The organism is Proteiniphilum sp. LBM24028, assembly GCF_056629195.1.
This window is the reverse complement of record NZ_CM152817.1, coordinates 2,297,387-2,322,435: the sequence shown is the minus strand read 5'-3', so window position 1 is coordinate 2,322,435 and position 25,049 is coordinate 2,297,387. Positions and strand designations below refer to the sequence as shown.

Sequence of the window (25,049 nt, the reverse complement as noted above, 5' to 3'; positions counted from 1 at the left end):
GATACACGGTTTGGCAAATTAAGTTGTTGGAACAACAGGCAAGTGTGAGTTATGTTTATTTATTATTGTAAATACAATCATTGAAACCGCAGCAAGTAATGCCATTAGAGAACCGAAATAAAACGGTGCATTTGAATTGACGTGGTCATACAACAAACCGGCTATGAGGCTGGCAGGGAGAAGCGTTATTCCGAGCACAGCGTGATAAAGCCCAAATCCGGTACCTTTCAACTCTTTACTAACAATGTCCGATATTAGGGCTTTTTGACTGCCATCTACCAATGCACTATATAATCCGTAAAATACAAATAAAACAAGAAAAACGTTTAAACTGTTGAATTTTCCAAAGAAGAAATATACGATTGAATAAACAATGAATCCCAGAATAATCAATACTTCGCGTCCTCTCTTATCGGAGATTTTCCCGACAGGTATTGCCAAAAAAACAGAAACCGTATTAAAAATCATATACACAAAGGGAACGTACGATTTGTCGATACCCGTTTCGGCAGTTTTGACAAGCAACAAGGCGTCAGCCGAATTGCCGAGCGTGAAAATAAACACAATAAACAAAAAGAAATAGAACTTTTTCGGTAATTGGTTTAAATGGAATGTGCTTTTCTTGTCATTTTTCACCACTTTTGCTTCTTTGATGAATACGGCAATTGTAACGACACCTAATATTGCAGGAATAGTGGCTATGAAAAAAATATTGGTATAGTTTAATGGGAAAAAGTATAACAGCAGGAAGGCGGCCAGAGGGCCCAATATTGCTCCGCTATTATCCATTGCCTTGTGAAATCCGAAATTTTTACCGGTTTCGCTTTTAGAAACTGAACTGCTAATAAGACTATCTCTTGGGGCAGCTCTTAAACCTTTGCCTATTCTTTCGATAAATCTGAAGAATAAAACATGAATAGGCAACCTGACCAAAGCATATAGCGGCGTTATCAATGCCGTTACCCCATAACCGATCAGCATAAACGGCTTATTCTTGCCGATTTTATCGCTCCAATGTCCTGAAAAAGCTTTAAATAGGGATGCCGTACTTTCTGCGATACCCTCAATCAGTGAAATGGACGTTTTCGATGCGCCAATCGATAACAGAAAGAGAGGCATCACGCTATAAATCATTTTTGTGGATGTATCGGTAAAAAAGCTGGTCAATCCGGTGAAAAACACATTTCTCTGTAATCCAAATATTTTTTTGTCTTCCATTACAGTATACCTTACATGTAGAGAAACAGAGTTGGAAATAAAACGAAAAATTTCAAATATCCTCCGTCCGTTCTCCCGACGAGCCGAAGGCGATGTCGGGAGAACACACAAATATACGTAACTTTCTTATCCGGATAATTGCTGTTGCGATAATAATTATTCAGAGATGACCCATGCCCGAGTGCTTTGACATTTTATTTGAATTGAAAATCTGTGCGTAGTTCACGTTTTGTCAAAAATAGGAACAGTACCAGTACCGACAGGGATTGTTCATCAGATACGCAAATCCCTTAATATATTGTCGGCAAGTATCAAAAATCATTTATAAAGGATCTTGAGCCTGTTTATCAGGCTGTAAACAAGGATCGGACAGAAAAGGAGAATGCCCTTGAAAGACCGGGACCGGACAGCCCGGCAACCGGCCATTCATTTTACGGAGAGATTTAAACTTTTCGATTAATTTGTTGACAACAATATGAATTCAATATTTTTCATTACACAGTTTAATTTACACAACCCCGGATGAACGAATATATCAAAAAGTAAAATATGAATTCACTCAAGTTGAATATAACCTCCTTGTTCAAATTCAATATAGGGAGAATTCATTACTTCTTCTTTAAACTCTTCAATGGCCTGAGGGTTAAAATCTTTCAATCCCACTCTTATTCGACTGTTTACTTCATCCAAAGCCACACTGAGGATGTTTTGAGCGATTTTGTTATTTTGTCTGTTTTCAGACGCGCATATATTAATCGTATCCATTATTTCATTGAGCTCGACAAAAGAAATATCAGTCTGTTTGAAAATAACATCTTTTCCTTTTATACGCTCTTCAATTTCGGCGCGATAATCCGAAGGATTGCCTTTTATAAGGATGACAAAATTTCCATTGTCGTCGATGTACGATCCGCCATAATAATCGGGACGGGTTGAATAGGTGCCGTATCCCGCCGCTTCAAATGATTCCATTAAATTCATATGGTAGGTCATTGAACGGTCATGATTGGCTACAAACTGACGAGGCAAATCTTTATACTCAGGAATATCCATTCCGATAAGATAGGTTGTGTCAGCAGGCGTGACTACTGTGTCATTGTATTGTGCGGACGACGATCCAGTCTCTTTGGTCTTTGTATGACAAGAGGCTGCGACCATAAAGATGAAGATTAAAATTGAAATATGTTTCATAACTTTTTTGTGCTAATATACAAATAATAAATCAGAGCTCACTTTTTTCTTTCCATCTCCAGGCATAAAGGAAAATGAAAACAGAGGTGGATATTTCAATCATGGAGAAAAAGATATAATGTAACGTGTTAGAATCTGCAAAAAGCGATCCGGCTTGTACAAGCGTTAAAACCACTCCGAAGATCATGTTTGACAATCTATTTATTTACCAGTCTACCGCACTGAATTGTTTGATAAAATCATTTTCCCGGATCTTTTCAATACTTATAAGATAACTGACCACTCTTCCTCGTTGGTCTAACACGGGAAACGTACTCTTCTCCTTTTTTGTCAAGTCTATTTCATTGTTTTCCGTGTATTCTGACCCGGTGGGAAAAGCGATTATATCGGTACCCGACTTGTAATAGGATAGTTCGATCCTATAAATATCGGGGCTGGCAAACATGCTTTGGGGTGTGTAATCCACATACTTCCACTGAAAAGGTTTTAAATCCTTGACAAGAACCATTTTCTCTTCTTTTATCGTAGAACTGCCGTCGGGATTACTTATATAAATGGATGTTTTCGCCACAATGTCAATCGCATCTTTGAATAAAGGGTCGGCCAGAAAAAAGCCCACTTTATTGGTGTTGGGATCGGGTGCCGGGGGATTGTAGACATTTTCCCCATTCACATAGGTAAATCCGTATTCATCACCCGAGGTGACACTGGAATTGATGTCGCCCCCCTTATAGGGCTCTTCTGTTCCGGCTTTGTAAAATACCACATAGTAATATCTGTTAATAAGGGTGTCAAATGTAACATCCAAATACGCCCACTGATTGGGAATAATGTTTTGACCCAGCACGCCAAGAGGTTCAAAGTTTTCGTCCACAATCGTTATGTCATATGGTTCTCCTGTATCGCTCTTCACTGGGCAGCCATCATGGCGACGTTGCCGGGTATTTTTCCCTGAAATTACAGGTTGTGCTGTTGAATTTGGGGTTTTACCAGGATTTGAATTTAAGAATACTTTATGTGTTTGTTGACCCGATGCCTAGTATACTAATTCAACTTTTACATCACAATTCTTTTTCACCCATTCCGCATCAAATTCGGAGATTTCGCGACGCTTCCCTTTATAAATATAGTAGGAAGAGGGAGCCGGTTTGGTCTTCACATTCCGATCGATAATCCGAGGCATGCGATTTTCTATCATCACATCCGGACAATCCTGTATTTTGGATAATATGGGGGTTATGTTTTTTGATTTACGGACATATACATGCTTGTAGCAATCATAACATTCTTCAGACAGGATAAGCGTATCCCTTCCGTTAAACATGTATGACATTTTTCTGTCTTTACCGGCAAGTTCTATCATGGGAAGCTTACCTTTGATGAAGATGGAAAAGTCGTTACTCAATTGGAATTTTCCTGCCGGTACCATTTTCCTGTTCTTGTAGTGTAGATAGGTACCATCTTTCTTGAAGGTATAGATCTTACTTAAACCGGTGTTTTTCAGTGCCGTCTTGCCGCCTGTGTATCCGCCCTCGGAGCTTGCCCATTCCCATGTCTGATAGAGTGCATCGTCATTTACGGCATAATTGTCTGCGGGATTACCGGCTTCCATGATTTCCCCGGCACTCCATACACGGTATTTTATTTCATAGCCCGCAGGCACATATACCACTACCGGAACCTGACTGTTGTATTCAATCAACAAGGGCTTGGCCGTCACAAACTCCTCGTGGTTGCTATTTTCCGGGCATCCCATTCGGGTAGCCCATACATCGCCTGTAGTAGTAAACGTATAATATTTAAAGCCTGATCCTTCCAATGTCTCTTCTTCTATAATCCCGTTTAGTCCGTGATGATTACAGTCCACCATCATATTTTTTCCGGCAATAAGTTCCACTTTGTAATCCCTTTCGTTTTTAGGATCTGCTTTTGCCGGTAACTTGATTACGACCTGTTTTTGATTCGACTGGGCCGCAGGAAAATCTTCTGTTGTGATTTTGTTGTTTCCGTCATTATTTCCTGACAGATTTTGTGCTGGAACTGATGTAGACAGCAAAAGGCTACAGGACAGCATGATTAAATTCCTTGTTCTCATAATTTTATGTTTTTATTGACTCTTTTTTTAAAGAAGTACGTGGTTTTAGTTAATCATATAGTTCAACGGTTTTCTTTGTAAATTGTTTCAGATATACTTTGGTTTATATTTCTAATCTATTTATTTAAAAAACCTTGCATGGATATTTGTTATGATTTGTAAAAACAAAGACTTTTGTTGACAATACTCTCGTCAACAGTCTGCCGTCTTCTCCGCCATTGTGCCGTTGCATTATCTTTATGTGGAATTATGGCTCAGAAATGATTTTGTAGTGCCGACAACAGACTTTATTGAAAATTTAAATGCGGCAGTGGGGCTGTGTCAAGGGAAGAGGAACCGATTTCGCAACGGTACAACTTTTTCCTGGCATTGCAAACTATTTATACATTTTATGGTATTGTGGTGGTTGAAAATTTATGTACATTTGGAGTTTTATATCCGAGATTATTTATGACCCCTGGTGAACTGCAGCATATCCGTCTTTATAACCAATTGCTGACCCTGCATGAATTAAAGGAACCGCGAGAAGTGGTAGCCCGCATGGGGGCGATGCAGTCGCAGGCACTGGATATGGCAAAGTGGGCCATCGGCTCACGATTGCAGGGCCATACAGCGAAAAGTATTACGGATGCCCTTAACCGGGGTGAGGTGATTCGCACCCACATCCTGCGCCCCACCTGGCATTTTGTGGCCGCGGAAGATCTATGGTGGATGTACACGCTTTCCTATCCCCGGTTGAAGCCCGTCTACCGTTCCTATGCGAAGATGTTGGGTGCCGATGAAACATTGTTGTACAGTTACATTCCCCTTATCGGGGAGCTCCTCTCCGGAGGTATGCATCTTACAAAACAGGAGATGGGCAATGCCCTGGCGGAGAGGAAGGTGATCCTCGATGACAATCATCTGTCGCTGTTGCTCTCCTTTGCGGAGCTGGAGGGGGTGATCGTGAACGGTATACTGGACGGCAACCGGCAGACCTTCACACTGCTGGAGGAGTGGGTCTCCCGTATTCGGGATATATCCCGCGAGGAAGCCCTGGAGCGACTTGCATGCCGGTACTTCTCCAGCCACGGCCCGGCCACCTTGCAGGATTTCAACTGGTGGTCCGGCTTGTCGGCTACCGAGTGCCGGCAGGCGATGGAGATGATCCGTCCCCGTTTCATCCGGGAGACAGTAAACGAAAGGGAGTACTGGATGTCCAATGATATCCGGACACCTTCTCCAGATCAGGATTCAGCCCTGCTTCTGGCGCCATTTGATGAGTTTGTGGTAAGCTATAAAGATCGCTCCGGAATAATCGAAGAGGCGCATTACAGCAAAGTGATAACCAGAAATGGTATTTTTTCTCCCACCATCATGCTGAACGGCACGGCCATTGGTTCCTGGAAAAAGAGCATGAAGAAGAACGTTCCACGGATCACACTTACTTTCTTTGGTAACGTACCGAAAAATACCATCCGCCTTTTTCAGCCGGAAGTAGCACGGCTGGAGCAATTTTATGCGTAGGGATGCAACGCTTCGCCGGTTATCAGCGGTTCTTTCAGTTTACCTGGCAACGCTGCCAATCATTTCAGCCTCTTTTTAAATCAGGCAACGTCCGGCAGGTCGCCGAGTGGTTGTTCCCGATGGACGTTGAAAATCATGAGAATGGGGGCAAAAGTGAAAGAGAGAGGCTGTCTCAAAATAAAATTTAACCTCCTGAGAAATGAATATTGGGATATGTTCTCAGATAGGTATCCGAATAAAAAGAGGGTGAAATCACATTATGATACACCCTCCTCTCGGAATGAACTCAGATCTTCTTTCCTATATAGAAGACATACCCGTAGTACTCTTTGTACCGGTCATACAACTCCCGTTCGCGTCGCTGTTCCCGAACCAGCATTTCGGCTGTGGGGTTACCCGCATGCTCCTGCAGGAAGATCTTTTCAACAGCAGCCTGCGGTGCATAGAAATGGTCCGTCCAACACTCTTCCGGTAAAATAAAGGTCGCCACGGGCAGATAGCCCGCCTGCTCCATCTTTGCCACATTTTGGGAGATGGTGCTGATCTCCGGATAGGCATCTACCCAGAAACTCTGGATCTCGGCAGGGCGTTCCACAGTGAACCATGATGCTTCCGTGACGGCAATGTATCCGCCTTTCTTCAGAAACTTACGCCACTCGCTCATTCCCTTCTCAAAGCCGATATGGTAGATGGCTCCTTCCGACCAGATCAGGTCCAGTTCCTCCTTTGTGAAGGGAAGTGCAGCCATATCACCCTGGATTCCCTTCACCCGGTCCTGCAGGTCAAGCGCTGCCGCATTCCCGTTAAAAAGGTCGATGAAATGCGGGAAGAGGTCAATGCCGGTGATCCGGCCCGGGCAGTGCTGCGCCAGTATCATGGTCTGTCCCCCCGTGCCGCAGCCGATATCGGCAATACGGGCACTGTTGGTGAGGGACTCAATAAAGCTGAGCGCCCTCAGCGTCACCTCCGCACTGCCGGGACCTTGCCGGTCCATGTGGGAGAAATATTCGCAGATAAGGTTGAAGTCGAAGTCGTGTATTGAACTGTTTTCGTTACTCATGATGTTTTTGAATAGTAAGGTGATGCAACAAGCATCTTTCGGGACTTGTTTGAAACCACCCTGTGTGAATATAATAGTAATTAGTCCCGGCAGGAAACTGCCGGAGAAAAACTGAGGGATAACCTTTGGCTACAAAGGTTATTTACTTCACCCGATCCGTACTGTTCTTATACATCCAAACTTATTAGAAGCAACAAATGTAATGTGTTTTTTATCACATTATTCAAATTAGGGTGAATTATTTCAGAATGACTGTTCCCAGGTATGAAAAACTTAAATAACTATAATGCTTTGTGTACCTACGAACAATATTTCCGACTGTCGGGTTACATAGTTGTAATTGAACCAAATCAGTTACTGGAATAAAAATCAATCATGGACTCGATGAATACAAGTAGGGGGTCCGAAGCAGGGTTAAAGCAATCAAATTAAAATGACCGGAGTGGTTGCCTGGAAGCGCACTCCGGTCGGTAAATCCAAAAAATTATCAAAAATTATGGACTCAAAACAATCAGCTAAAAGCCAATCTGAGGGCAAAGGTAATGCAAATAAGCAAAGTAAAGCCCGTTTTAATGAGAAAAATGAAGGCAAATTGAAGGAATTTTTCGTCGAAGAACTGAAAGACATCTATTTTGCCGAACACGAATTGCTCAAGGCATTAAAAAAGATGGAGAAAGCTGCCACCTCGCAGGCTTTGAAGGAAAAAATCAACTTACATCGTGTCACAACTGAAGAGCAGGTGACCCGTCTCGACGAGGTCTTTTCGGTGATTGGTGAAAAGCCGGCAAAAAAGAAATGCGAGGGCATCCTCGGCATTCTCAAGGATGGAGAAACAGTCGTGGAAGATACGGACACTGACACCATGGTGCGTGATGCAGCCATCATTATAGCCATGCAAAAAGCTGAACACTACGAAATTGCCTCCTACGGCAGTCTGGCCGAGCTGGCAAGAACACTGGGCCTCGGTGATGCGGCAGCACTCCTTGAAGAAACACTCGATGAGGAGAAAACCACCGATGTAAACCTCACCATCCTGGCTGTGGAATCGATAAATGAAGAAGCCAAAGAAGAATAAATTTCTTCATCATTTACTCCGGGGAGAACTCCCGTACTGGTTGGATCGCAAAAGACTTCGGATGAATTGATGCGCAACCGCATGCATTGAAGTATCTTTCGTGACGGAGTTCCCCCGGAGTCGATTTTAATATTGATAATATGAAAAACGACAACGATGAATGCAGTCCGATAAAAATCACTGACCCTGAGATAATTTATCAGACTCGATGCTGTTTTTTCGGAAAATGAAGGTATATTTGCGGATATGAACCGCAAGATCATCCATGTAGATATGGACGCCTTCTATGCCTCCATTGAACAACGCGACAACCCCGATTACCGCGGGAAGCCCCTTGCGGTAGGTTATGGTGAGAAGAGAGGCGTGGTGGCGGCTGCCAGCTATGAGGCGCGCCGCTATGGAGTCCACTCCGCCATGCCTTCGGTTACGGCGTTGCGCAAATGTCCTCACCTCATTTTCGTGACGCCCCGGTTTGATCACTATCGCAATGTTTCCAACCAGATCATGCAGATCTTCCTCGAGTATACCGACAAGGTGGAGCCACTCTCGCTCGATGAGGCCTTTCTCGATGTCACCGTCAACCACAAGGGAAATCGTTCGGCCACGCTCATTGCCAAAGAGATCAAACAAAAGATATTGAACCGCGTCGGGCTCACTGCTTCCGCAGGTGTTTCCTACAATAAGTTTCTGGCAAAGATTGCATCCGACTACAAGAAGCCCGACGGCCTTTTCGTGATTGAACCGGCCGAGGCGGAAGCTTTTCTGGAGAAGCTGCCTGTGAATAAGTTTTTTGGTGTGGGGCGGGTGACGGCTGCACGGATGGAGGAACTGGGCATCAAAACGGGGGCCGACCTCAAACAATGGTCCGAGATGGATCTGATACACGAGTTCGGCAAGGCCGGCATAGCCTATTTTCATTTTGTCAGGGGCATCGACGACCGCGAGGTCGAATCGGAACGGGTGCGTAAGTCTCTCGGTGCCGAGGAGACATTCACTGAAGACCTGGGGGAGATGGTCGACATCCTTGCAGCGCTCGATCAGATCGCTGCCGAAGTACATCGTCGTGCCGACAAGAAAAAGTTTCTGGCACGTACGCTCACGCTGAAGATAAAATATGCCGATTTCACGGTGATTACCCGCAGCCGCACTGTAGGACACTATATCCGTACTTATCGGCAGCTATTTGACCTGGGCAAGGAACTGCTCCTGCAGATCGATGACTTCCAGGAGCAAAAGATCCGCCTGATGGGGCTCACCCTCAAAAATGCCGATACCGAACAGGGTGCTCTTCCCGGAGAAGGCGTACAGTTAATGCTTGAGTTCGAGGATTAAGCCCGCATCATAAGTTGCAGCATGTGTGAATAAAAGGAAACCGTGAGTCAACACGGATGTACTGCACCGCTTATGTCTGTTTTACAGGATAAAGTTTTCCGGTTTCTTTGGCTGGATATCTCTATAGTATGATTTTATCTTCACAATATCTTCCCTGTAGTTGCCCGTGGGATAAAACAACTCCAATACGCGGGCTTCCTTTCTGCCATAATCGAGCCCGATAAGAAGAATGGGCACCTTCGCCTTCACGGCAATAAAATAGAACCCCTTCTTCCATTCCTTTACCGGCTTGCGCGTACCTTCAGGGGTGATGCCCAGGTGCATCCAGTCCCTTGTCTGGAACTCCCGTGACAGGACGTCGGTCAATGATCCGCTTTTCCCTCTCTTCACCGGTATCCCTCCAATGCTGCTGAAAAAAATATTGAAAGGAAAGAAAAACCATTCCGCTTTTATCAGAAAGTTCGCCTGACGTCCCAGGGTGGAGTAGGCCAGTTTGCCCACCACAAAATCCCAATTGCTGGTGTGCGGTGCCACTGCCATTACACATTTTGGTACAACGGGAAAGGTGTTAACCACTTTCCATCCCATCATCTTGTTTAATATGAATTTGCTGAAATAACTCATCCTCTTTTATATAAAGTCTATCGTGTAAACTCCTCCAGTTCTAACGTGAATCGTTCCCAATTGTTCATGATCCGATCCAGTTTCTTTTTGATTTCCAGGTAGTTTTGTATCATTGTCGTGTTCGTTGCCCCTTCCGGCGTGGCCAGCTCCTCTTCCATGGCCGCAAGAGTAGCCTCGAGTGTTTCAATCTCACTTTCCGCCTCTTCGATCTGTTTCTCCAGCCTTCGCTGCCGACGGTTCAACTCTTTCTGTTCCTGGTATGAAAGCTTCTGTCCGGCTGCTTCATTTGCAACTTCTTCTCTCTTGTTTGGCTTCTCTTCCTTTTCTGGTGACGACGTGTTCCGCCCTGTTGTGGCCGGCGACTTTGAAAGCTCCAGCTGCTGCAGGTTATCCAGTTTCTTTGCCGACAGATAGTCGTAAATTCCGCCGATGTGTTCTGTCACCTTTCCACCGCCAAACTCGTAGACCTTGTTTACCAGCCCGTCGAGGAAATCACGGTCGTGTGAGACGATGATCGCTGTACCGTCGAACTCCCTGATTGCCTTCTTCAGCACATCCTTCGATGCCAGGTCGAGGTGGTTTGTGGGCTCATCCAGAATCAGCAGGTTCACCGGTTCCAGTAACAGCCGGATCATGGCCAGACGGCTCCGTTCACCCCCCGAGAGTACCTTTACTTTCTTCTCTGAAGCTTCACCGCCGAACATAAAGGCACCAAGAATATCGCGTATCTTCGTGCGGATATCGCCCACAGCCACATCGTCAATCGTCTCGAAAACCGATAGATTTTCATCGAGCAGCTGTGCCTGGTTCTGGGCAAAATAGCCGATTTTCACATTGTGTCCTAACGTGAGTCTGCCTTCGTGGTCAATCTCCTGCATGATGCACTTTACCAGTGTCGATTTCCCTTCGCCATTCTTACCCACGAAGGCAATCTTCTCACCCCGCTCAATGGTGAGCGTTACATCTTGAAAAACAAGATGATCGCCATACTTCTTCTGTACATCCTCCATGATTACCGGGTAGGTGCCCGAGCGCGGTGCTGGTGGGAACTTCAGGTTGAGACGAGAGGTGTCCACCTCGTCCACCTCAATGCGATCTATCTTTTCCAGCTGCTTGATGCGCGACTGCACCTGGTTCGACTTGGTTGCCTTATACCGGAACCGTTCAATAAAGTCTTCAGTATCCTTTATCTGCTTCTGTTGATTTTCATACGCCCTGAGTTGCTGCTCACGGCGTTCCTGGCGCAGGATCACATATTTTGAATAATTCACCTTGTAGTCGTGTATGCTGCCGAGCAGGATCTCAATGGTGCGGTTGGTGACCGCATCGAGGAAGGCCCGGTCGTGAGACACCAGCATCACTGCATTGGCATGTGTGGCCAGAAAGTTTTCCAGCCACTGGATCGACTCAATATCGAGGTGATTGGTCGGCTCATCCAGCAGCAACACGTCGGGAGCCTGCAACAGTATCTTCGCCAGCTCAATTCGCATGCGCCAGCCACCGCTGAACTCCCGCGTGGGGCGGTCGAAGTCGCTCCTCAGGAAACCCAGTCCCATCAACGTCTTTTCCACCTCCGCCTCAAAGTTGTGGATGCCAGACATCTGCAGCAGCTCCTGCAGGTCTGTAGCCCGCTCGATGATGGCGTGGTAGGCTCCCGACTCATAGTCGGTCCGCTCCGCCATCTCCCGGTGTAACTCCTCCAGCTCCTTTTCCATCTTCTGCAGATGATCAAAAGCTTTGGAAGCCTCCTCCTTCACCGTTCCCTGATCGTTCAGCTTCATCTGCTGCGGCAGGTAACCCACAGATACTTCCCTTGGGTAGGAGATGTTGCCGTGCGTGGGTTGCTGCAGGCCAGCCATGATTTTAAGCAGGGTGGATTTTCCGGCCCCGTTCTTGCCGACCAGTGCCACACGTTCCTTTTTGTTAAGTACGAACGATATCCGGTCGAGGAGGGTGAACCCCCCGAATTCGACGGTGATATTTTCGATAGAAACCATTTTCTCAAGTTTTGTGCATGCAAAGGAAATGCTTTTTAGGGGACTATGAAAATAAATTTATCGGTCAGCGGTCGGCAGTTATCGATCATCGATTCGGGAAGAAGCGATCAGCAGTCAGTGGTCAACTTTTTTTATCAGGGTTCGTGTGAGGGTCAGCGGTTAAGAGGAGCAGAGTGGATTTCGGGGCGGAAATAAAATGAATCAAATTTAATAGAGGAGGTAAATAGGATAATTGGAAAAATTTGATTAATTTTGTAGCCGGTAACATTTTGTGTTGGTTTATACTCGTACAGTTCTTCCCCCACCATTTGTTAAATTAAAACCGTTTTAAGCAGATATCGACAAATGATTCATGACTGTCAATGCGAAAAACGAAAAATAAACAACCGCTGCCCCGGCGAGGTGCAGCATAACTAAAATAGATGACATTTAAAGAATTAACATTGATTGAGCCCATTTTAAAGGCGCTCGATGAAAAAGGATACACCACACCCACACCCATACAGGAACAAGCCATCCTCCCTGCACTGAAAAACCGTGACATACTGGGACTGGCACAAACCGGCACCGGAAAGACCGCCGCCTTTGCACTCCCCATCATTCAACAACTCTATCAGGATAAAAGCCATGGAAAAAGAAGAGAGATCAAAGCTCTGATCCTTACGCCTACCCGTGAACTGGCCATCCAGATCGACGACAGTCTTCGGGAGTACACCACTTACACCGGCATCCGGCATTGCGTGATCTATGGCGGAGTGAAACAACATGCACAGGTAAGTGCGCTGAAGAACGGCGTAGACATCCTGGTTGCCACACCGGGCCGTCTGCTCGACCTTATTAACCAGCGTTACATCAGCCTGCATGCCATCCGCCATTTCGTGCTGGATGAGGCAGACAGAATGCTCGATATGGGATTTATTCATGATATCAAGCGGCTGTTACCACTGCTCCCCCGTGAGAAACAAACGCTCTTCTTCTCGGCAACCATGCCCGTATCAATCGCTTCCCTCTCGCGTTCTATCCTGCGTGATCCGGTGAAGGTAGAGGTTAATCCCGCCTCTTCTGTTGTGGATACCATAGAACAGTATATTTATTACGTGGAGAAGCAGGAAAAGAAAGATCTGTTGATCGACCTGCTGAAGAAGGATATACGCAAGTCGGTGCTGGTCTTCTCGCGTACGAAACATGGTGCCGACAAGATTGCACGGGTACTCACCAAGGCAGGCATCGGCAGCGAGGCGATCCATGGCAACAAGTCACAAAACGCCCGACAGCGTGCGCTCATGAACTTTAAGTCGCACGAGACAAGGGTACTCATCGCCACCGATATTGCAGCCCGTGGCATTGACATTGATCAGCTCGACATGGTGATCAACTATGACCTGCCCGATGTGCCCGAGACTTATGTTCACCGCATCGGCCGTACAGGACGTGCGGGAAACAGTGGTATGGCACTCACCTTCTGTGCTACCGACGAACAGCCTATGCTAAAGGATATTCAGAAACTGACGGGAAGGGTGCTGAAAAAGGCGGCTGGATTTTAAGTTACATTTACGGTAGTAAGTTACCGACAGTGCTGCATCAAATTTTATAAAACTATATACATTTAAATGGCAAAATCAAATTCATTTCACAAAAAAGAGATCGAGAAGAACAAACAGCAGAAGAAAAAAGAAAAATTACAGCGCAGGGAGGAGCGCAGGCAGCAGGGTGTCAGCTCCTTTGAGGATATGATTGCCTATGTGGATGTCAATGGCGTGATCGTTGATGAGCGTCCTGTTCCCACAAAAGCCCAAGAAATTGAACTGGAGAATATTGAAGTATCGGTACCTCGCAAGGAAGTTGAAGAAGAGGTGGGAGACCCCACCGGGCGTGTCGACTTTTTCGATGAGAGCCGTGGCTTTGGTTTCATAAAGGAGCAACACAGCGTGAACAAATACTTTTTTCATAAGAGTAATGCTGAGCCGGGAATTCAGGAAGATCACATGGTTACCTTCCGGCTTGAACGAGGTCTCAAAGGAATGAATGCCGTGGATGTGAAGATCATCCGTTCATAAAACAAAAACTCCGGAAATCCCGGAGTTTTTGTTTTATACCGTTTCCTTGCGGATAATTAACGCCACCTCGTCGGGGGTGACACTTTTTTGTTCCCCCGTCTGCATATTTTTCAGAGTAATTGTTCCCTCCTTCATCTCATTCTCTCCCACCATCGCTACAAATGGAATATGATTGCTGTCGGCATAGGAGAGCTGCTTCTTCATCCTGGCCGCCTCGGGATATAATTCACAACTGATACCTGCACGCCGCAGTTGCGTAATCACCGGCAAAAGGTAGTCCGCTTCCCGCTCGCCGAAGTTCACAAAGAGCAGGTCGGTATCCTGGGCGAAACTTTCCGGGAAGAGGTTCAACTGATTCAGCACATCATGGATCCTGTCTGCCCCGAATGAGATACCCACGCCCGACACGCCGGGCAGCCCGAAGATGCCGGTGAGGTTGTCATACCTGCCGCCGCCCGTGATGCTTCCGATCTCCACATCCAGTGCCTTCACCTCAATGATGGCTCCGGTGTAGTAGTTCAGTCCGCGCGCCAGTGTCAGGTCGAGTGTCACCTCGTTGTTCAGGGCAAGCATCCTGGTCTTCCCTAAAATGAAGGCCATCTCATCCACTCCCTTGAGCCCGGTCTCAGATGCAGCAAGCACCTCCCGCAGCCGCGACAGTTTCTCTTCCGTTGTTCCACTCAGCATCAGGATGGGTTGTAGCCTGTCGACGGCCGTCCGGGCAATCCCTTTCGCCTCCAGCTCCTCATTTACCAGCTTCAGGCCAATTTTATCCAGCTTGTCGATGGCCACGGTAATGTCGGTGATCTTGTCTGCCTCACCAATGATCTCCGCAATGCCCGAGAGTATCTTGCGGTTGTTCAGCTTTACCTGCACCCTGATGCCCAGGCGGGTGAACACCTCATCCATGATCTGTATCAGCTCCACCTCATTCAGCAGCGAATCCGATCCCACAATATCGGCATCACATTGAAAAAACTCACGATAGCGTCCTTTCTGTGGACGGTCGGCCCGCCATACAGGCTGAATCTGAAAGCGTTTGAAGGGGAAGGTGATTTCATTGCGATGCATCACCACGTAGCGCGCGAAGGGCACGGTGAGGTCGTACCGTAGTCCCTTCTCCGATATCTTGTTGGCGGTCTTCACTGAGTTCCCTTCGGCAAGGTCATCGTCATTCATGGAAGTGAGGAAGTCGCCCGAGTTCAGTATCTTGAACAGCAGCTTGTCTCCTTCCTCGCCATATTTTCCCATCAGTGTCGACAGGCTTTCCATTGCCGGTGTCTCAATCTGCCGGAAGCCATAGAGGCGGTATACCTCCCTGATAGTGTCAAATATATAGTTGCGGCGAACCATCTCCTCGGGGGAGAAGTCGCGCGTACCTTTGGGAATCGAGGGCTTTTGCATCGTTCTTCTTTTATTATTTGGGATGCAAAGGTAGTAAAAATTAGCGATCAGCGGTTAGTTTTTTAGCTTTCAGTAGTCCGCTTTCATCGGTCAGCAACATATTAAAGCAGGTTGCTTGCCAGTTCTGAGAGTTCGCTTCGTTCGCCCTTCACCAGGTTCACATGTCCGAATATCTGCTGTCCGCGCATCTTGTCGATCATGTATGCCAGGCCGTTCGACTGCATGTCGAGATAGGGAGAGTCAATTTGCTGCAGGTCGCCCGTGAATACCATCTTGGTCCCTTCGCCGGCGCGGGTGATGATTGTCTTCACTTCATGTGGCGTCAGGTTCTGTGCTTCGTCGATGATGCAGTAGGTGCCGCTGAGGCTTCGTCCACGAATAAAAGCCAGTGCTTCAATCTCCAGTTGTCCCGTTTTCTGCATCTCCTCGATTGTCCGCAGGTCGGAACTGTTCTGACCCAGATGCTGTTTAATCACATTCAGGTTGTCGAACAGCGGCTGCATGTAGGGTGCAACTTTCTGTTTCTCATCTCCGGGCAGGTAGCCCAGATCCTTGTTCGACAGGGAGACGATGGGTCTTGCCAGCAGTATCTGACTATAGATCTTGTTCTGTTTGAGAGCTGCTGCCAGTGCCAGCAGTGTCTTTCCGGTACCCGCCTTGCCCGTGAGGCCCACCAGCTTCACTTCCGGATCGTTCAGTACCTCAAAGGCAAAAGCCTGCTCCGCATTGCGCGGCTGTATGCCGAAGTTGTTCTCCTTCTCTACCTTCTTCACCTTTTGTGTGAATGGATTATACCGCGCCAGCACGCTGTTGCGTTCGCTCTTCATGATGAAGCACTGGTTGGGTTCGGGTTGCGTCTCAAAGGTGATCTCCTCCAGATCCACACCCGCCGGATGGGCATAAATTTTATCGATGAGTTCCGGGTCTACCCCTTCAATCACCACCTCGCCCTGATCGAATATATCGATGTTGGTCACCTTGTCGTTGATGTAGTCCTCCGCCGTCATCCCCAGCGAGCGGGCTTTCATCCGCAGGTTGATGTCTTTCGATACCAGTATGGTCTTCATCTCCGGATGTTTTTCCGCAATGTCGGCCACCACGGTGAGGATGCGATTGTCGGGTATCTTTTCCGGAAAAGCATCGTTGATGCGTTTATTGTCGCGTGATCCGTTCACGATGTACAGTTTTCCCTTGCCCACGCCCAGGTCGGCACCATGGGTGAAGAGGTCGTCATCGGTGATCAGGTCCAGCTCTCTCACGAATGCACGGGCATTGAAGTTGATCTGGTCGCTTCCTTTTTTGAACTTGTCCAACTCCTCCAGCACCATAAAGGGAATATAAATGTCATTTTCCTCGAAGTTGTCCAGGCAGTTATAATCATGAAGAATCACGTTGGTGTCGAGTATGAAGTTTTTCTTGGCCCCGGCAGCGCTGCTTTTGCGGCGTCTTGTTGTGCCTGCTTTCGGGGAACTGGCAGAAGTGCTCTTTTTGGTTTTCTCTTCGTTCTTTTCGGAAGTTGTCATATTTTTAAAATTAAGTTGTTTCAGTGGTTAGCGTCCAGCGTTCGCGTTCAGCTATCCCAAAATTTCCGTATCTTTGCAGCCATGATGTTCCTGCAAATGTAAAGAAAATTTTATGAAGACAATCCTTATAACCCTTTTTTCTGTAATGACGATGACAACTGCCACGGCGCAGGAGAATCCTTTCTTCCGGCCGTTTAATACGCCGCACGGTACGGCGCCCTTTCAAGAGATTAACATTACCCATTATGAGCCGGCCTTCGAAAAGGCCATGGTGGAACACCAGGCCGAGATTGACCGGATCACCGCCAACCCCGCCGCACCCAGCTTCGCCAATACCATCGCGGAAATGGAGTACTCCGGCGAGATGCTAAGCCGCGTAAGCAGCGTCTTCTTCAACCTGCTCAGCTCCGAGAGCAACGAGGAGATGATGGAGATCTCGCAGCAGCTTAGTCCGAAGCTGTCGGAACACAGTAACAACATCAACCTGAACGAAGATCTCTTCCGGAGGGTGAAGGCAGTCTACGACGCCCGCTACACCGCAGGGCTCACCCCTGAACAGATCCGTCTTACGGAGAAGTACTTCGAAGGATTCGAAAATAGCGGGGCCACCCTCTCGCCCGAAGGGAAGGAGAAGTATCGTACCCTCTCCACGGAGCTGAGCATGGCCACCCTCAACTTTGGGCAGAACAACCTGCGGGAGACCAACGCCTACGAGATGTTGCTCACCCGCGAGGAAGACCTGGCGGGGCTGCCCGAAAGTGTGATCGATGCCGCTGCCGCCAAGGCAAAAGCCAAGGGCCGGGAAGGGTGGCTGATCGACCTCTCCGCACCCAGCTACATCGGTTTCATGAAATATTCCACACGGCGTCCCCTGCGCGAGAAACTGTACATGGCCTACAATACCAAGGGAGTGAAGGGGGGCGAATACGACAACCGGGAGCTCGTGCAGAAGATCGTCAACCTGCGTCTGGAGATCGCCAACCTGCTGGGTTACAAGAGTTACTCCGACTATGTGCTGAAGAACCGCATGGCCAAGAATGCCGAAGGGGTGTTCGGCCTGCTCAACCGGCTCACGGATGCCTTCGGTGCCGTTGCCCGCGAAGAGGTGAAGGCTATGGAGACATTTGCCGCGGAGATGGAGGGAAAGCCTGTTGATTTACAACCGTGGGACTGGAGCTTCTATGCCGACAAGCTGAAAGACAGTCGCTTCGGGGTGAACGACGAGATGACCCGGCCCTACTTTGAACTTGAAAATGTGAAGAAGGGAGTCTTCGGACTGGCCACCTCGCTTTACGGGCTGCAGTTTGTGCCAAACCCAGGCATACAGGTCTACCATCCCGAGGTGGAGGCCTTCGATGTGCTGGACGAGAGGGGCGACTTCCTGTCCGTGTTGTATACCGACTTCCATCCGCGTGAGGGCAAGCGCTCCGGCGCATGGATGTCCTCCTTCAAGAGCCAGTATATTAAGAATGGCACAGACAGCCGCCCTCATGTCACTATCGTGATGAACTTCACCCGCCCAACGGAAACCCGTCCGGCATTGCTCACCTTCGATGAGGTGGAGACCTTCCTCCACGAGTTTGGACATGCGCTGCATGGCATGCTCTCGCGCTGCACCTACGAAACCCTCTCAGGTACTTCGGTCTACCGCGACTTCGTGGAACTGCCATCACATATCATGGAGAACTGGCTTACCGAGAAGGAATACCTCGACCGGTTTGCCTTCCATCACGAAACAGGCGAAAAAATGCCCGACACGTTGCTGCAGAAGATCATTGATGCCTCCAATTACAACGTGGGATACCTCACCCTGCGTCAGCTTTCCTTTGGTTACCTCGATATGGCCTGGCATTCGCTCACCGAGCCATATAGCGGCGATGTGCGCACCTTCGAGCAGGAAGCCATGGCACGTGTGCAGCTGTTGCCGGTGATACCCGATGCCTGCTTGTCGACCTCCTTCGCACACATCTTCTCCGGTGGATATGCGGCCGGCTACTACAGCTACAAGTGGGCCGAGGTGATGGATGCTGATGCCTTCTCGCTGTTCAAGGAGAGAGGTATCTTCGATAAGGGCACAGCCAACTCGTTTAGGCGCAACATCCTCGAACGGGGCAACACCGAAGAGCCCGTGGAACTCTACAAGCGGTTCCGCGGCCGCGAAGCATCAGTGGAGGCACTGTTGAAGAGAAGCGGGATAAATTGATACGGAATACTAAAATTTTCTGCTAAAATATTTTGAGACAATTATTTTATGTTTATCTTTGTTGCGCAAAAGTATTTTTTTAGCGGGCCGTTATTTAGTCACTTCACACACGTCAAGTTATTGCCTAACTCCTCTTATCGAAGAACTTCTGCAGAATTTATTTATTTTTTTTATTTTAATTATTTTACATGAACATTTTCGTAGCTGGCTTAAGTTATCAGATTACTGACGCCGATTTAAAAGAACTGTTTGAGGAGTATGGTGAAGTATCCTCAGCAAAAATCATTACCGACCGTGAAAGCCGCCGCTCAAAAGGGTATGGCTTTGTAGAAATGTCCAACGATGAAGAAGGACAACGTGCCATTGAAGAACTGAACGATGCAGAATACGACGGACGTACCCTTTCCGTATCTGTAGCTCGTCCTCGCGCCGAAGGCGAACGTGCACCCCGCAACAACAGTCGCGGTGGTTACGGTAACCGCGACAGAAACAGGTATTAATCGGAAAAGATTAAAAAGACAAAACTGCATCCCCGCGATGCAGTTTTTTTTATGCCCACTTTTAGGGTCATCCTTTTATTGTTACCTTTGCATTCACAATATTAATATATATGCCCGTTATACTTTCCATAGAAACATCCACTCCCGCATGCTCCTGCGCACTGTCACGCAATGGCGCACTGCTGGTCACCCGCGAAGACTTCCTCGGCCAATCGCATGCTTCCCTGCTGGGACGCTTCGTTCATGAGATCATGACTGCCGCCCGGGAACAAAACCTCATGCCGGATGCCATCGCCGTAAGCAGCGGCCCCGGTTCCTATACGGGACTGCGTATTGGTGTTTCGGAAGCCAAAGGGCTCAGTTACGGGCTTGGTATTCCGCTTATTGCGCTGTCCACACCCCGTATCATGGCCTCCATGATACAAGAAAATACAAGCGATGATCTCTTGCTCTGTCCCATGATCGATGCGCGGCGTATGGAGGTCTACGCCACCTTCTACAACCATTCGCTTCAGGTCATACGTGAAACGGCAGCCGATATTGTGGAGGAGGGAAGTTATGCCGATATCCTGGCTGCGCACAAGGTGCTCTTTTTTGGCAATGGTGCGGAGAAATGCAAAGCTCACCTCACCCATCCCCATGCACTGTTTACCGACGGAGTGCACCCTCTCGCTTCGGGTATGGTCCCCCTTGCCGAGCAGGCTTATCTCGCCGGCGACTTCGTCGACAGTGCCTACTTTGAACCTTTTTATTTGAAAGAGTTTGTGGCTACCCAGCCCAGGAATAAAATCATTCCCATTTAATAAATGCTGAAACCCCTTTGCGCCGGTTCGCCGCGGAGGGATGGGTTTCGAGGGTTAATGGTTTTAGGTAGCCATGCGATTTCAGGGAGCAAGCCTATGCTTACTCCATCCCTCTTCTGTTTTGTAGTAAACAATGCGGTCGTGGAGCCGATCGGGTCTTCCCTGCCAGAACTCCATCACCGTCGGCCTGATCAGGAATCCCCCCCAGTGCGAGGGTCTTTCCACCTTTCTCCCCGCGAAACGCTGTGTCATCTCCCATTGCAGCTGTTCTATCTCGGCACGATTCTTCACGATCTTACTCTGGGGAGATGTCCATGCGCCAATCTTCGCATTTGCAGGCCGTCCATCGAAATAGGCATCCGACGCTTCTGCCGGCAGCTTCTCCGCGCGACCTTCCACCCGCACCTGACGTGCCATGTCGTGCCAGTCGAATACCAGCGCTGCATGAGGGTTGGCAAACAATTCCATGCCCTTGCGACTCAGGTAATTGGTAAAGAAGACAAACCCGTCTACCGTCGCCTCCTTCAGCAGCACCACCCGTGCCGAGGGCTTTCCTTCCAACGATGCCGTGGCCACAGTCATCGCATTGGGCTCCTTCAATCCGAAGGCAATGGCATCGTACATCCATTCGGTGAAGGTCTCCAGCGGATCTGCCGCCATCAGCCCTTCATCGAGTATATCGGCTTCATATTCCTGCCTCATCCTGCTCAGTTCATCCATAATGTCACGTTTTAGGGTTTTGGGCCGGTGAACGGTCAGTCTGCTCCGTCCTTGATCTCTCGCTTTAAGGTCCCGGACCCATGTCTTTGCAGTTATAACGGACGAGAGAGCCTTTCTTCCGACAAGGAGCTGTTAATAATATGAAACGGGCATGTACATCTTTGCACTCAAGGCGAAATTAAAAATGAGTTCCATATGATACCTTCGAACTTTTTCGACAGGTAAATACAGAGGCAAAACTTGTTTTGACTATGTTGAACGTGGAAAAAGGCCAATGAAATTGAGAATAATAGCTTTGATAATATGAAACGAGCATGAATTACGAAGTAATCGACTTTGTCAAAATCATTATCACACAAGATCATGACTAAAGCGAGTTCCATATGACACCATTGAAAATAAATATTTAATCATATGCAAATTTCTTGTTTATGAAAATGTGGAGTCATTATTGTATTTGGCACCAAAATCCGCTAAAATCACCAATTTTAATTATCTTCGCACATCCTATTTTTTTGGTGATGATTAAGGCAGAAAATATTACAAAGAGCTTCGGCTCACTTCAGGTACTCAAAGGTATCGACCTGGAAGTGGAGAAGGGAGAGATCGTCTCCATCGTGGGACCCAGCGGCGCAGGCAAGACCACGTTGCTCCTGATCATGGGCACACTGGAAGAACCCGATGGCGGTACAATCACCATCGACGGGCAGAAGCTGAGCAGGATGAGTGAAAAGAAGCTGAGCGACTTCCGGAATAAAAATATCGGTTTTGTCTTTCAGTTTCATCAGCTGCTTCCTGAATTCACTGCGCTGGAGAACGTAATGATCCCCGCACTCATCGGCAATGTGAAACACGCACGGGCCGAAGCACGGGCCCGGGAGCTGCTGCAGATGATGGGTATTGGTGAACGTACTTCACACAAGCCCGGCGAACTGTCGGGGGGCGAGAAACAACGCGTGGCCGTGGCACGGGCACTCATCAACGACCCCCTTGTGGTCTTTGCCGATGAACCTTCCGGCAGCCTCGACACGGACAACAAGGAGGAACTGCACAGACTTTTCTTTGAACTGCGTGACAAGCTTAATCAGACTTTCGTGATCGTGACGCACGATGAGCATCTGGCGTCGCTCACCGATCGTACCATTCATATGAAGGATGGGAGAGTGGAAGAGTAGCGCCCTGTATTGATTGGTATTTGGCACATCATACTTTAATCAAATGAAACGAGCATGAATTGCTTTGCAATCGACATAGTCAAAACTGATTACACACAATGTGATGATTAAAAGCGAGTTCCATACACCATAATGTGAAAAGATATTTTAATCGTATGAAATTCAAAATAATATTTATGGCAATCGTAATAGCCGGTAGCATGCTCTCCTGTAATGAGACAGGAGAGAAGGCTGAACGTGCGAGAAACGGGAACGAGATAAATGAGCCCGCGGGGAAAGTTACGCCTGTAATAGAAAACGGTATCATGACTCCCGAGGTGCTTTACAGCTTCGGCAGGGTGGGGAATGCCACGCTCTCACCCGACAAGAGCCATCTTGTCTATCCGGTTACCTACGTGAGCATCCCGCAGAATAAAACGAATGCAGAGCTGTTTATCATGAAGAGTGACGGCTCAGATAAAAAGCAACTTACCATCACCAACACGCAGGAGAGCAATCCGCAATGGATCGAGGGAGGGAGGAAAATTGCCTTCCTGAGCAATGAGACGGGCAGCTCCCAGATATGGAGCATAAACCCCGATGGAGGAGGCATGCGGCAGTTGTCGGATCTGAAGGAGGAAATTGAAGGATTTGCCTTCTCTCCCGATGGCAAAAAGGTACTTTTCATCAAAAGGGTGAAGACAGCGGTCACTGCTCCCGATCGCTATCCGGATCTGCCGGGCGCCTCCGGACGCGTGATAGACGACCTCATGTACAAGCACTGGGACCAGTGGGTGGAAAGTGTGCCCCATCCTTTTGTGGCAGACATTGCTGGCAACAAACTCACCAATGTCAGGGACCTGCTCGGGGACGAACCTTATGAGGCGCCCCTGGCACCCTTCGGTGGCATGGAGCAGCTTGCCTGGAGCCCCGACAGTAAGATCATAGCCTACACGTCACGCAAAAAAACGGGCAAGGAATATAGTTTATCCACCAACTCCGACATTTACTTCTACGAGCTGGCTACAGGCCGCACCCGCAACATGACAGACGGCATGGAGGGATACGACACCAACCCGCAGTTCTCGCCTGATGGCACGAAGCTTGCATGGCAGAGTATGGAGCGCGACGGATATGAATCGGATAAAAACCGCCTCTTTGTGATGGACCTTGCCACAGGCACCAAATCCTATATCACCGAAAACTTCGATTATAATACCGATGCTTTCACCTGGGATGATGAAAATACGCTCTATCTGGTGGCATCCGTGGAGGGTACCTCGCAAATTTACGCGGCCGATGTCACTACCCGTGAACTGAAGCCCATTACACGGGGAGACTACGATTACCTTTCCGTCACCACAGGCAACGGCAATCTCATCGCCAGCCGCCAGTCGCTTTCTCAACCCACCGAACTCTACGCGGTGGATATTGCTACGGGTGATGCCACGGAGCTCTCTTTTGAGAACAGGGATATCCTTGCCCGGCTCCGCATGGGAAAGGTGGAAAGACGCCATATAGAAACCACAGACGGGAAGCAGATGCTCACCTGGGTGGTTTATCCGCCCGACTTTGATTCCACAAAGACCTATCCTGCCTTGCTCTACTGCCAGGGTGGCCCGCAGAGCATGGTAAGCCAGTTCTGGTCTTACCGCTGGAACCTGCAGATGATGGCTGCCAACGGCTATATCGTGGTCGCTCCCAACCGCCGCGGCCTCCCCGGCTTCGGCCAGGAATGGCTGGAGCAGATCAGTGGTGACTATGGTGGACAAAATATGAAAGATTATCTCTCTGCAATCGACGCACTTGCCAAAGAACCTTTTGTGGATGAGGAACATCTCGGATGCACCGGCGCAAGCTATGGCGGATTTTCGGTTTACTGGCTCGCAGGCAACCACGGCGGACGCTTCAAGGCTTTCCTTTCGCACGCCGGCATCTTCAACCTCGAAGCGCAATACCTCGAGACCGAAGAGATGTGGTTCGCCAACTGGGATATGGGAGGCCCTTACTGGGACAAGTCCAATGCCACTGCGCAGCGTACCTATGAAAATTCTCCCCATCGTTTCGTCGATAAATGGGATACCCCCATCATGATAACCCATGGTGAACTCGACTATCGCATCCTGGCTTCGCAGGGAATGATGGCATTCAACGCCGCACAGCTTCGCGATATTCCTTCCCGCATGCTTATCTTTCCGGACGAAAACCACTGGATATCCAAACCGCAGAATGGCATCCTGTTTCAACGCGAGTTCTTCCGCTGGTTCGACCACTGGCTTAAAACCGACCACGCTGCGGAGAAGTAAGAGTAGTCTCACATCATCGGGGAGCGACGGGGCGGAATAGTATGTTTCCGGAAGCGGGTGCAATGAATTTTCCCAATTTTTTTCTCAAAAATGGTTCCAAATGTTTTGCAAATTGGAAAATATGCTTACCTTTGCACTCGCTATCGGGATGTGTTATGTGAGGGAGTGGAGACTCCTGCTAAAAAAAGAAGATGGCAACAAAAAAATGGTGTGGTAGTTCAGTTGGTTAGAATACCTGCCTGTCACGCAGGGGGTCGCGGGTTCGAGTCCCGTCCATACCG

Annotated in this window: 22 protein-coding genes and 1 tRNA gene; 12 read left to right on the top strand and 11 right to left on the bottom strand. The window is 48.2% G+C overall.

Annotated features, from left to right (window positions below):
• Positions 1-18: 18 nt before the first annotated feature.
• The 5 genes from AC1HCU_RS09245 to AC1HCU_RS09225 all read right to left on the bottom strand — a co-directional run bounded on the left by AC1HCU_RS09245 (position 19) and on the right by AC1HCU_RS09225 (position 4,504).
• The gene (locus AC1HCU_RS09245) at positions 19-1,218 is read right to left on the bottom strand and encodes an MFS transporter (RefSeq protein ID WP_480365352.1); all 1,200 of its coding nucleotides are present in this window, start codon (positions 1,216-1,218) and stop codon (positions 19-21) included.
• A gap of 555 nt (positions 1,219-1,773) precedes the next feature.
• The gene (locus AC1HCU_RS09240) at positions 1,774-2,409 is read right to left on the bottom strand and encodes a hypothetical protein (protein WP_480365350.1); all 636 of its coding nucleotides are present in this window, start codon (positions 2,407-2,409) and stop codon (positions 1,774-1,776) included.
• A 31-nt stretch (positions 2,410-2,440) separates the two neighbouring features.
• Complete coding sequence (locus tag AC1HCU_RS09235; RefSeq protein ID WP_480365348.1) at positions 2,441-2,596, bottom strand: DUF6326 family protein; 156 nt, start codon at positions 2,594-2,596, stop codon at positions 2,441-2,443.
• An 18-nt stretch (positions 2,597-2,614) separates the two neighbouring features.
• Positions 2,615-3,322, bottom strand: a complete 708-nt coding sequence (locus tag AC1HCU_RS09230) for a hypothetical protein (protein ID WP_480365346.1) — start codon at positions 3,320-3,322, stop codon at positions 2,615-2,617.
• 123 nt (positions 3,323-3,445) lie between these two features.
• On the bottom strand, positions 3,446-4,504 hold the full coding sequence (locus AC1HCU_RS09225; RefSeq protein WP_480365345.1) for an ecotin family protein: 1,059 nt from the start codon (positions 4,502-4,504) through the stop codon (positions 3,446-3,448).
• Positions 4,505-4,954: 450 nt separating this feature from the next.
• On the opposite strand from AC1HCU_RS09225, the gene AC1HCU_RS09220 reads away from it, so the two are divergent.
• Positions 4,955-6,010: a winged helix DNA-binding domain-containing protein gene (locus tag AC1HCU_RS09220; RefSeq protein ID WP_480365343.1), complete on the top strand. Its 1,056-nt coding sequence runs from the start codon at positions 4,955-4,957 to the stop codon at positions 6,008-6,010.
• 286 nt (positions 6,011-6,296) lie between these two features.
• Here the strand turns inward: AC1HCU_RS09220 and AC1HCU_RS09215 are convergent, their stop codons facing one another.
• A complete protein-coding gene (locus tag AC1HCU_RS09215; protein ID WP_480365341.1) occupies positions 6,297-7,070 on the bottom strand; it encodes a class I SAM-dependent methyltransferase in 774 nt (257 codons plus the stop codon).
• A gap of 496 nt (positions 7,071-7,566) precedes the next feature.
• On the opposite strand from AC1HCU_RS09215, the gene AC1HCU_RS09210 reads away from it, so the two are divergent.
• Positions 7,567-8,145, top strand: a complete 579-nt coding sequence (locus AC1HCU_RS09210; RefSeq protein ID WP_480365339.1) for a YciE/YciF ferroxidase family protein — start codon at positions 7,567-7,569, stop codon at positions 8,143-8,145.
• A gap of 246 nt (positions 8,146-8,391) precedes the next feature.
• Positions 8,392-9,477: a DNA polymerase IV gene (gene dinB, locus AC1HCU_RS09205; protein ID WP_480365337.1), complete on the top strand. Its 1,086-nt coding sequence runs from the start codon at positions 8,392-8,394 to the stop codon at positions 9,475-9,477.
• An 81-nt stretch (positions 9,478-9,558) separates the two neighbouring features.
• Here dinB and AC1HCU_RS09200 read toward each other — a convergent pair whose 3' ends face one another.
• Positions 9,559-10,101, bottom strand: a complete 543-nt coding sequence (locus tag AC1HCU_RS09200) for a 1-acyl-sn-glycerol-3-phosphate acyltransferase (RefSeq protein WP_480365335.1) — start codon at positions 10,099-10,101, stop codon at positions 9,559-9,561.
• A 17-nt stretch (positions 10,102-10,118) separates the two neighbouring features.
• Positions 10,119-12,098 (bottom strand): ribosomal protection-like ABC-F family protein, encoded by a 1,980-nt coding sequence (gene abc-f, locus AC1HCU_RS09195; protein WP_480365333.1) that lies wholly within the window; start codon positions 12,096-12,098, stop codon positions 10,119-10,121.
• 45 nt (positions 12,099-12,143) lie between these two features.
• Between abc-f and AC1HCU_RS09190 the strand changes: the two genes are divergently transcribed.
• From AC1HCU_RS09190 to AC1HCU_RS09180, 3 genes are all read left to right on the top strand, one after another.
• Positions 12,144-12,293: a hypothetical protein gene (locus AC1HCU_RS09190; protein WP_480365331.1), complete on the top strand. Its 150-nt coding sequence runs from the start codon at positions 12,144-12,146 to the stop codon at positions 12,291-12,293.
• A gap of 227 nt (positions 12,294-12,520) precedes the next feature.
• Positions 12,521-13,642, top strand: a complete 1,122-nt coding sequence (locus tag AC1HCU_RS09185) for a DEAD/DEAH box helicase (RefSeq protein WP_480365329.1) — start codon at positions 12,521-12,523, stop codon at positions 13,640-13,642.
• 66 nt (positions 13,643-13,708) lie between these two features.
• The gene (locus AC1HCU_RS09180) at positions 13,709-14,155 is read left to right on the top strand and encodes a cold-shock protein (RefSeq protein ID WP_480365327.1); all 447 of its coding nucleotides are present in this window, start codon (positions 13,709-13,711) and stop codon (positions 14,153-14,155) included.
• Positions 14,156-14,188: 33 nt separating this feature from the next.
• On the opposite strand, the gene hisS is transcribed toward AC1HCU_RS09180, so the two are convergent.
• Both hisS and AC1HCU_RS09170 read right to left on the bottom strand, forming a co-directional pair.
• Positions 14,189-15,559, bottom strand: coding sequence for a histidine--tRNA ligase (gene hisS, locus AC1HCU_RS09175; RefSeq protein WP_480365325.1), 1,371 nt, complete (start codon positions 15,557-15,559; stop codon positions 14,189-14,191).
• 101 nt (positions 15,560-15,660) lie between these two features.
• Entirely contained in the window at positions 15,661-17,082 is a 1,422-nt protein-coding gene (locus tag AC1HCU_RS09170) for a PhoH family protein (RefSeq protein WP_480365323.1), read from the bottom strand.
• A gap of 112 nt (positions 17,083-17,194) precedes the next feature.
• Between AC1HCU_RS09170 and AC1HCU_RS09165 the strand changes: the two genes are divergently transcribed.
• The 3 genes from AC1HCU_RS09165 to tsaB all read left to right on the top strand — a co-directional run bounded on the left by AC1HCU_RS09165 (position 17,195) and on the right by tsaB (position 20,588).
• Positions 17,195-19,285 (top strand): M3 family metallopeptidase, encoded by a 2,091-nt coding sequence (locus AC1HCU_RS09165; RefSeq protein ID WP_480365321.1) that lies wholly within the window; start codon positions 17,195-17,197, stop codon positions 19,283-19,285.
• Positions 19,286-19,473: 188 nt separating this feature from the next.
• Positions 19,474-19,785: an RNA recognition motif domain-containing protein gene (locus AC1HCU_RS09160; RefSeq protein WP_480365319.1), complete on the top strand. Its 312-nt coding sequence runs from the start codon at positions 19,474-19,476 to the stop codon at positions 19,783-19,785.
• Between the two features lie 110 nt (positions 19,786-19,895).
• On the top strand, positions 19,896-20,588 hold the full coding sequence (tsaB, locus tag AC1HCU_RS09155) for a tRNA (adenosine(37)-N6)-threonylcarbamoyltransferase complex dimerization subunit type 1 TsaB (protein ID WP_480365317.1): 693 nt from the start codon (positions 19,896-19,898) through the stop codon (positions 20,586-20,588).
• An 81-nt stretch (positions 20,589-20,669) separates the two neighbouring features.
• On the opposite strand, the gene pdxH is transcribed toward tsaB, so the two are convergent.
• Positions 20,670-21,308: a pyridoxamine 5'-phosphate oxidase gene (gene pdxH / locus AC1HCU_RS09150; protein WP_480365314.1), complete on the bottom strand. Its 639-nt coding sequence runs from the start codon at positions 21,306-21,308 to the stop codon at positions 20,670-20,672.
• Positions 21,309-21,829: 521 nt separating this feature from the next.
• On the opposite strand from pdxH, the gene AC1HCU_RS09145 reads away from it, so the two are divergent.
• The 3 genes from AC1HCU_RS09145 to AC1HCU_RS09135 all read left to right on the top strand — a co-directional run bounded on the left by AC1HCU_RS09145 (position 21,830) and on the right by AC1HCU_RS09135 (position 25,049).
• On the top strand, positions 21,830-22,483 hold the full coding sequence (locus tag AC1HCU_RS09145; protein ID WP_480365312.1) for an ABC transporter ATP-binding protein: 654 nt from the start codon (positions 21,830-21,832) through the stop codon (positions 22,481-22,483).
• A 176-nt stretch (positions 22,484-22,659) separates the two neighbouring features.
• Entirely contained in the window at positions 22,660-24,768 is a 2,109-nt protein-coding gene (gene dpp5 / locus AC1HCU_RS09140; RefSeq protein WP_480365310.1) for a dipeptidyl-peptidase Dpp5, read from the top strand.
• A gap of 207 nt (positions 24,769-24,975) precedes the next feature.
• Positions 24,976-25,049: transfer RNA gene (locus tag AC1HCU_RS09135), tRNA-Asp, on the top strand.

Coding starts and splice junctions, on each gene's coding strand:
- abc-f (WP_480365333.1), bottom strand. CDS start 12,098: ATGGTTTCTATCGAAAATATCACCGTCGAATTCGGGGGGTTCACCCTC.
- AC1HCU_RS09180 (WP_480365327.1), top strand. CDS start 13,709: ATGGCAAAATCAAATTCATTTCACAAAAAAGAGATCGAGAAGAACAAA.
- AC1HCU_RS09245 (WP_480365352.1), bottom strand. CDS start 1,218: ATGGAAGACAAAAAAATATTTGGATTACAGAGAAATGTGTTTTTCACC.
- AC1HCU_RS09215 (WP_480365341.1), bottom strand. CDS start 7,070: ATGAGTAACGAAAACAGTTCAATACACGACTTCGACTTCAACCTTATC.
- AC1HCU_RS09170 (WP_480365323.1), bottom strand. CDS start 17,082: ATGACAACTTCCGAAAAGAACGAAGAGAAAACCAAAAAGAGCACTTCT.
- tsaB (WP_480365317.1), top strand. CDS start 19,896: ATGCCCGTTATACTTTCCATAGAAACATCCACTCCCGCATGCTCCTGC.
- pdxH (WP_480365314.1), bottom strand. CDS start 21,308: ATGGATGAACTGAGCAGGATGAGGCAGGAATATGAAGCCGATATACTC.
- AC1HCU_RS09225 (WP_480365345.1), bottom strand. CDS start 4,504: ATGAGAACAAGGAATTTAATCATGCTGTCCTGTAGCCTTTTGCTGTCT.
- AC1HCU_RS09235 (WP_480365348.1), bottom strand. CDS start 2,596: ATGATCTTCGGAGTGGTTTTAACGCTTGTACAAGCCGGATCGCTTTTT.
- AC1HCU_RS09220 (WP_480365343.1), top strand. CDS start 4,955: ATGACCCCTGGTGAACTGCAGCATATCCGTCTTTATAACCAATTGCTG.
- dpp5 (WP_480365310.1), top strand. CDS start 22,660: ATGGCAATCGTAATAGCCGGTAGCATGCTCTCCTGTAATGAGACAGGA.
- AC1HCU_RS09210 (WP_480365339.1), top strand. CDS start 7,567: ATGGACTCAAAACAATCAGCTAAAAGCCAATCTGAGGGCAAAGGTAAT.
- AC1HCU_RS09200 (WP_480365335.1), bottom strand. CDS start 10,101: ATGAGTTATTTCAGCAAATTCATATTAAACAAGATGATGGGATGGAAA.
- AC1HCU_RS09145 (WP_480365312.1), top strand. CDS start 21,830: ATGATTAAGGCAGAAAATATTACAAAGAGCTTCGGCTCACTTCAGGTA.
- dinB (WP_480365337.1), top strand. CDS start 8,392: ATGAACCGCAAGATCATCCATGTAGATATGGACGCCTTCTATGCCTCC.
- AC1HCU_RS09165 (WP_480365321.1), top strand. CDS start 17,195: ATGAAGACAATCCTTATAACCCTTTTTTCTGTAATGACGATGACAACT.
- AC1HCU_RS09190 (WP_480365331.1), top strand. CDS start 12,144: ATGAAAATAAATTTATCGGTCAGCGGTCGGCAGTTATCGATCATCGAT.
- AC1HCU_RS09240 (WP_480365350.1), bottom strand. CDS start 2,409: ATGAAACATATTTCAATTTTAATCTTCATCTTTATGGTCGCAGCCTCT.
- hisS (WP_480365325.1), bottom strand. CDS start 15,559: ATGCAAAAGCCCTCGATTCCCAAAGGTACGCGCGACTTCTCCCCCGAG.
- AC1HCU_RS09185 (WP_480365329.1), top strand. CDS start 12,521: ATGACATTTAAAGAATTAACATTGATTGAGCCCATTTTAAAGGCGCTC.
- AC1HCU_RS09160 (WP_480365319.1), top strand. CDS start 19,474: ATGAACATTTTCGTAGCTGGCTTAAGTTATCAGATTACTGACGCCGAT.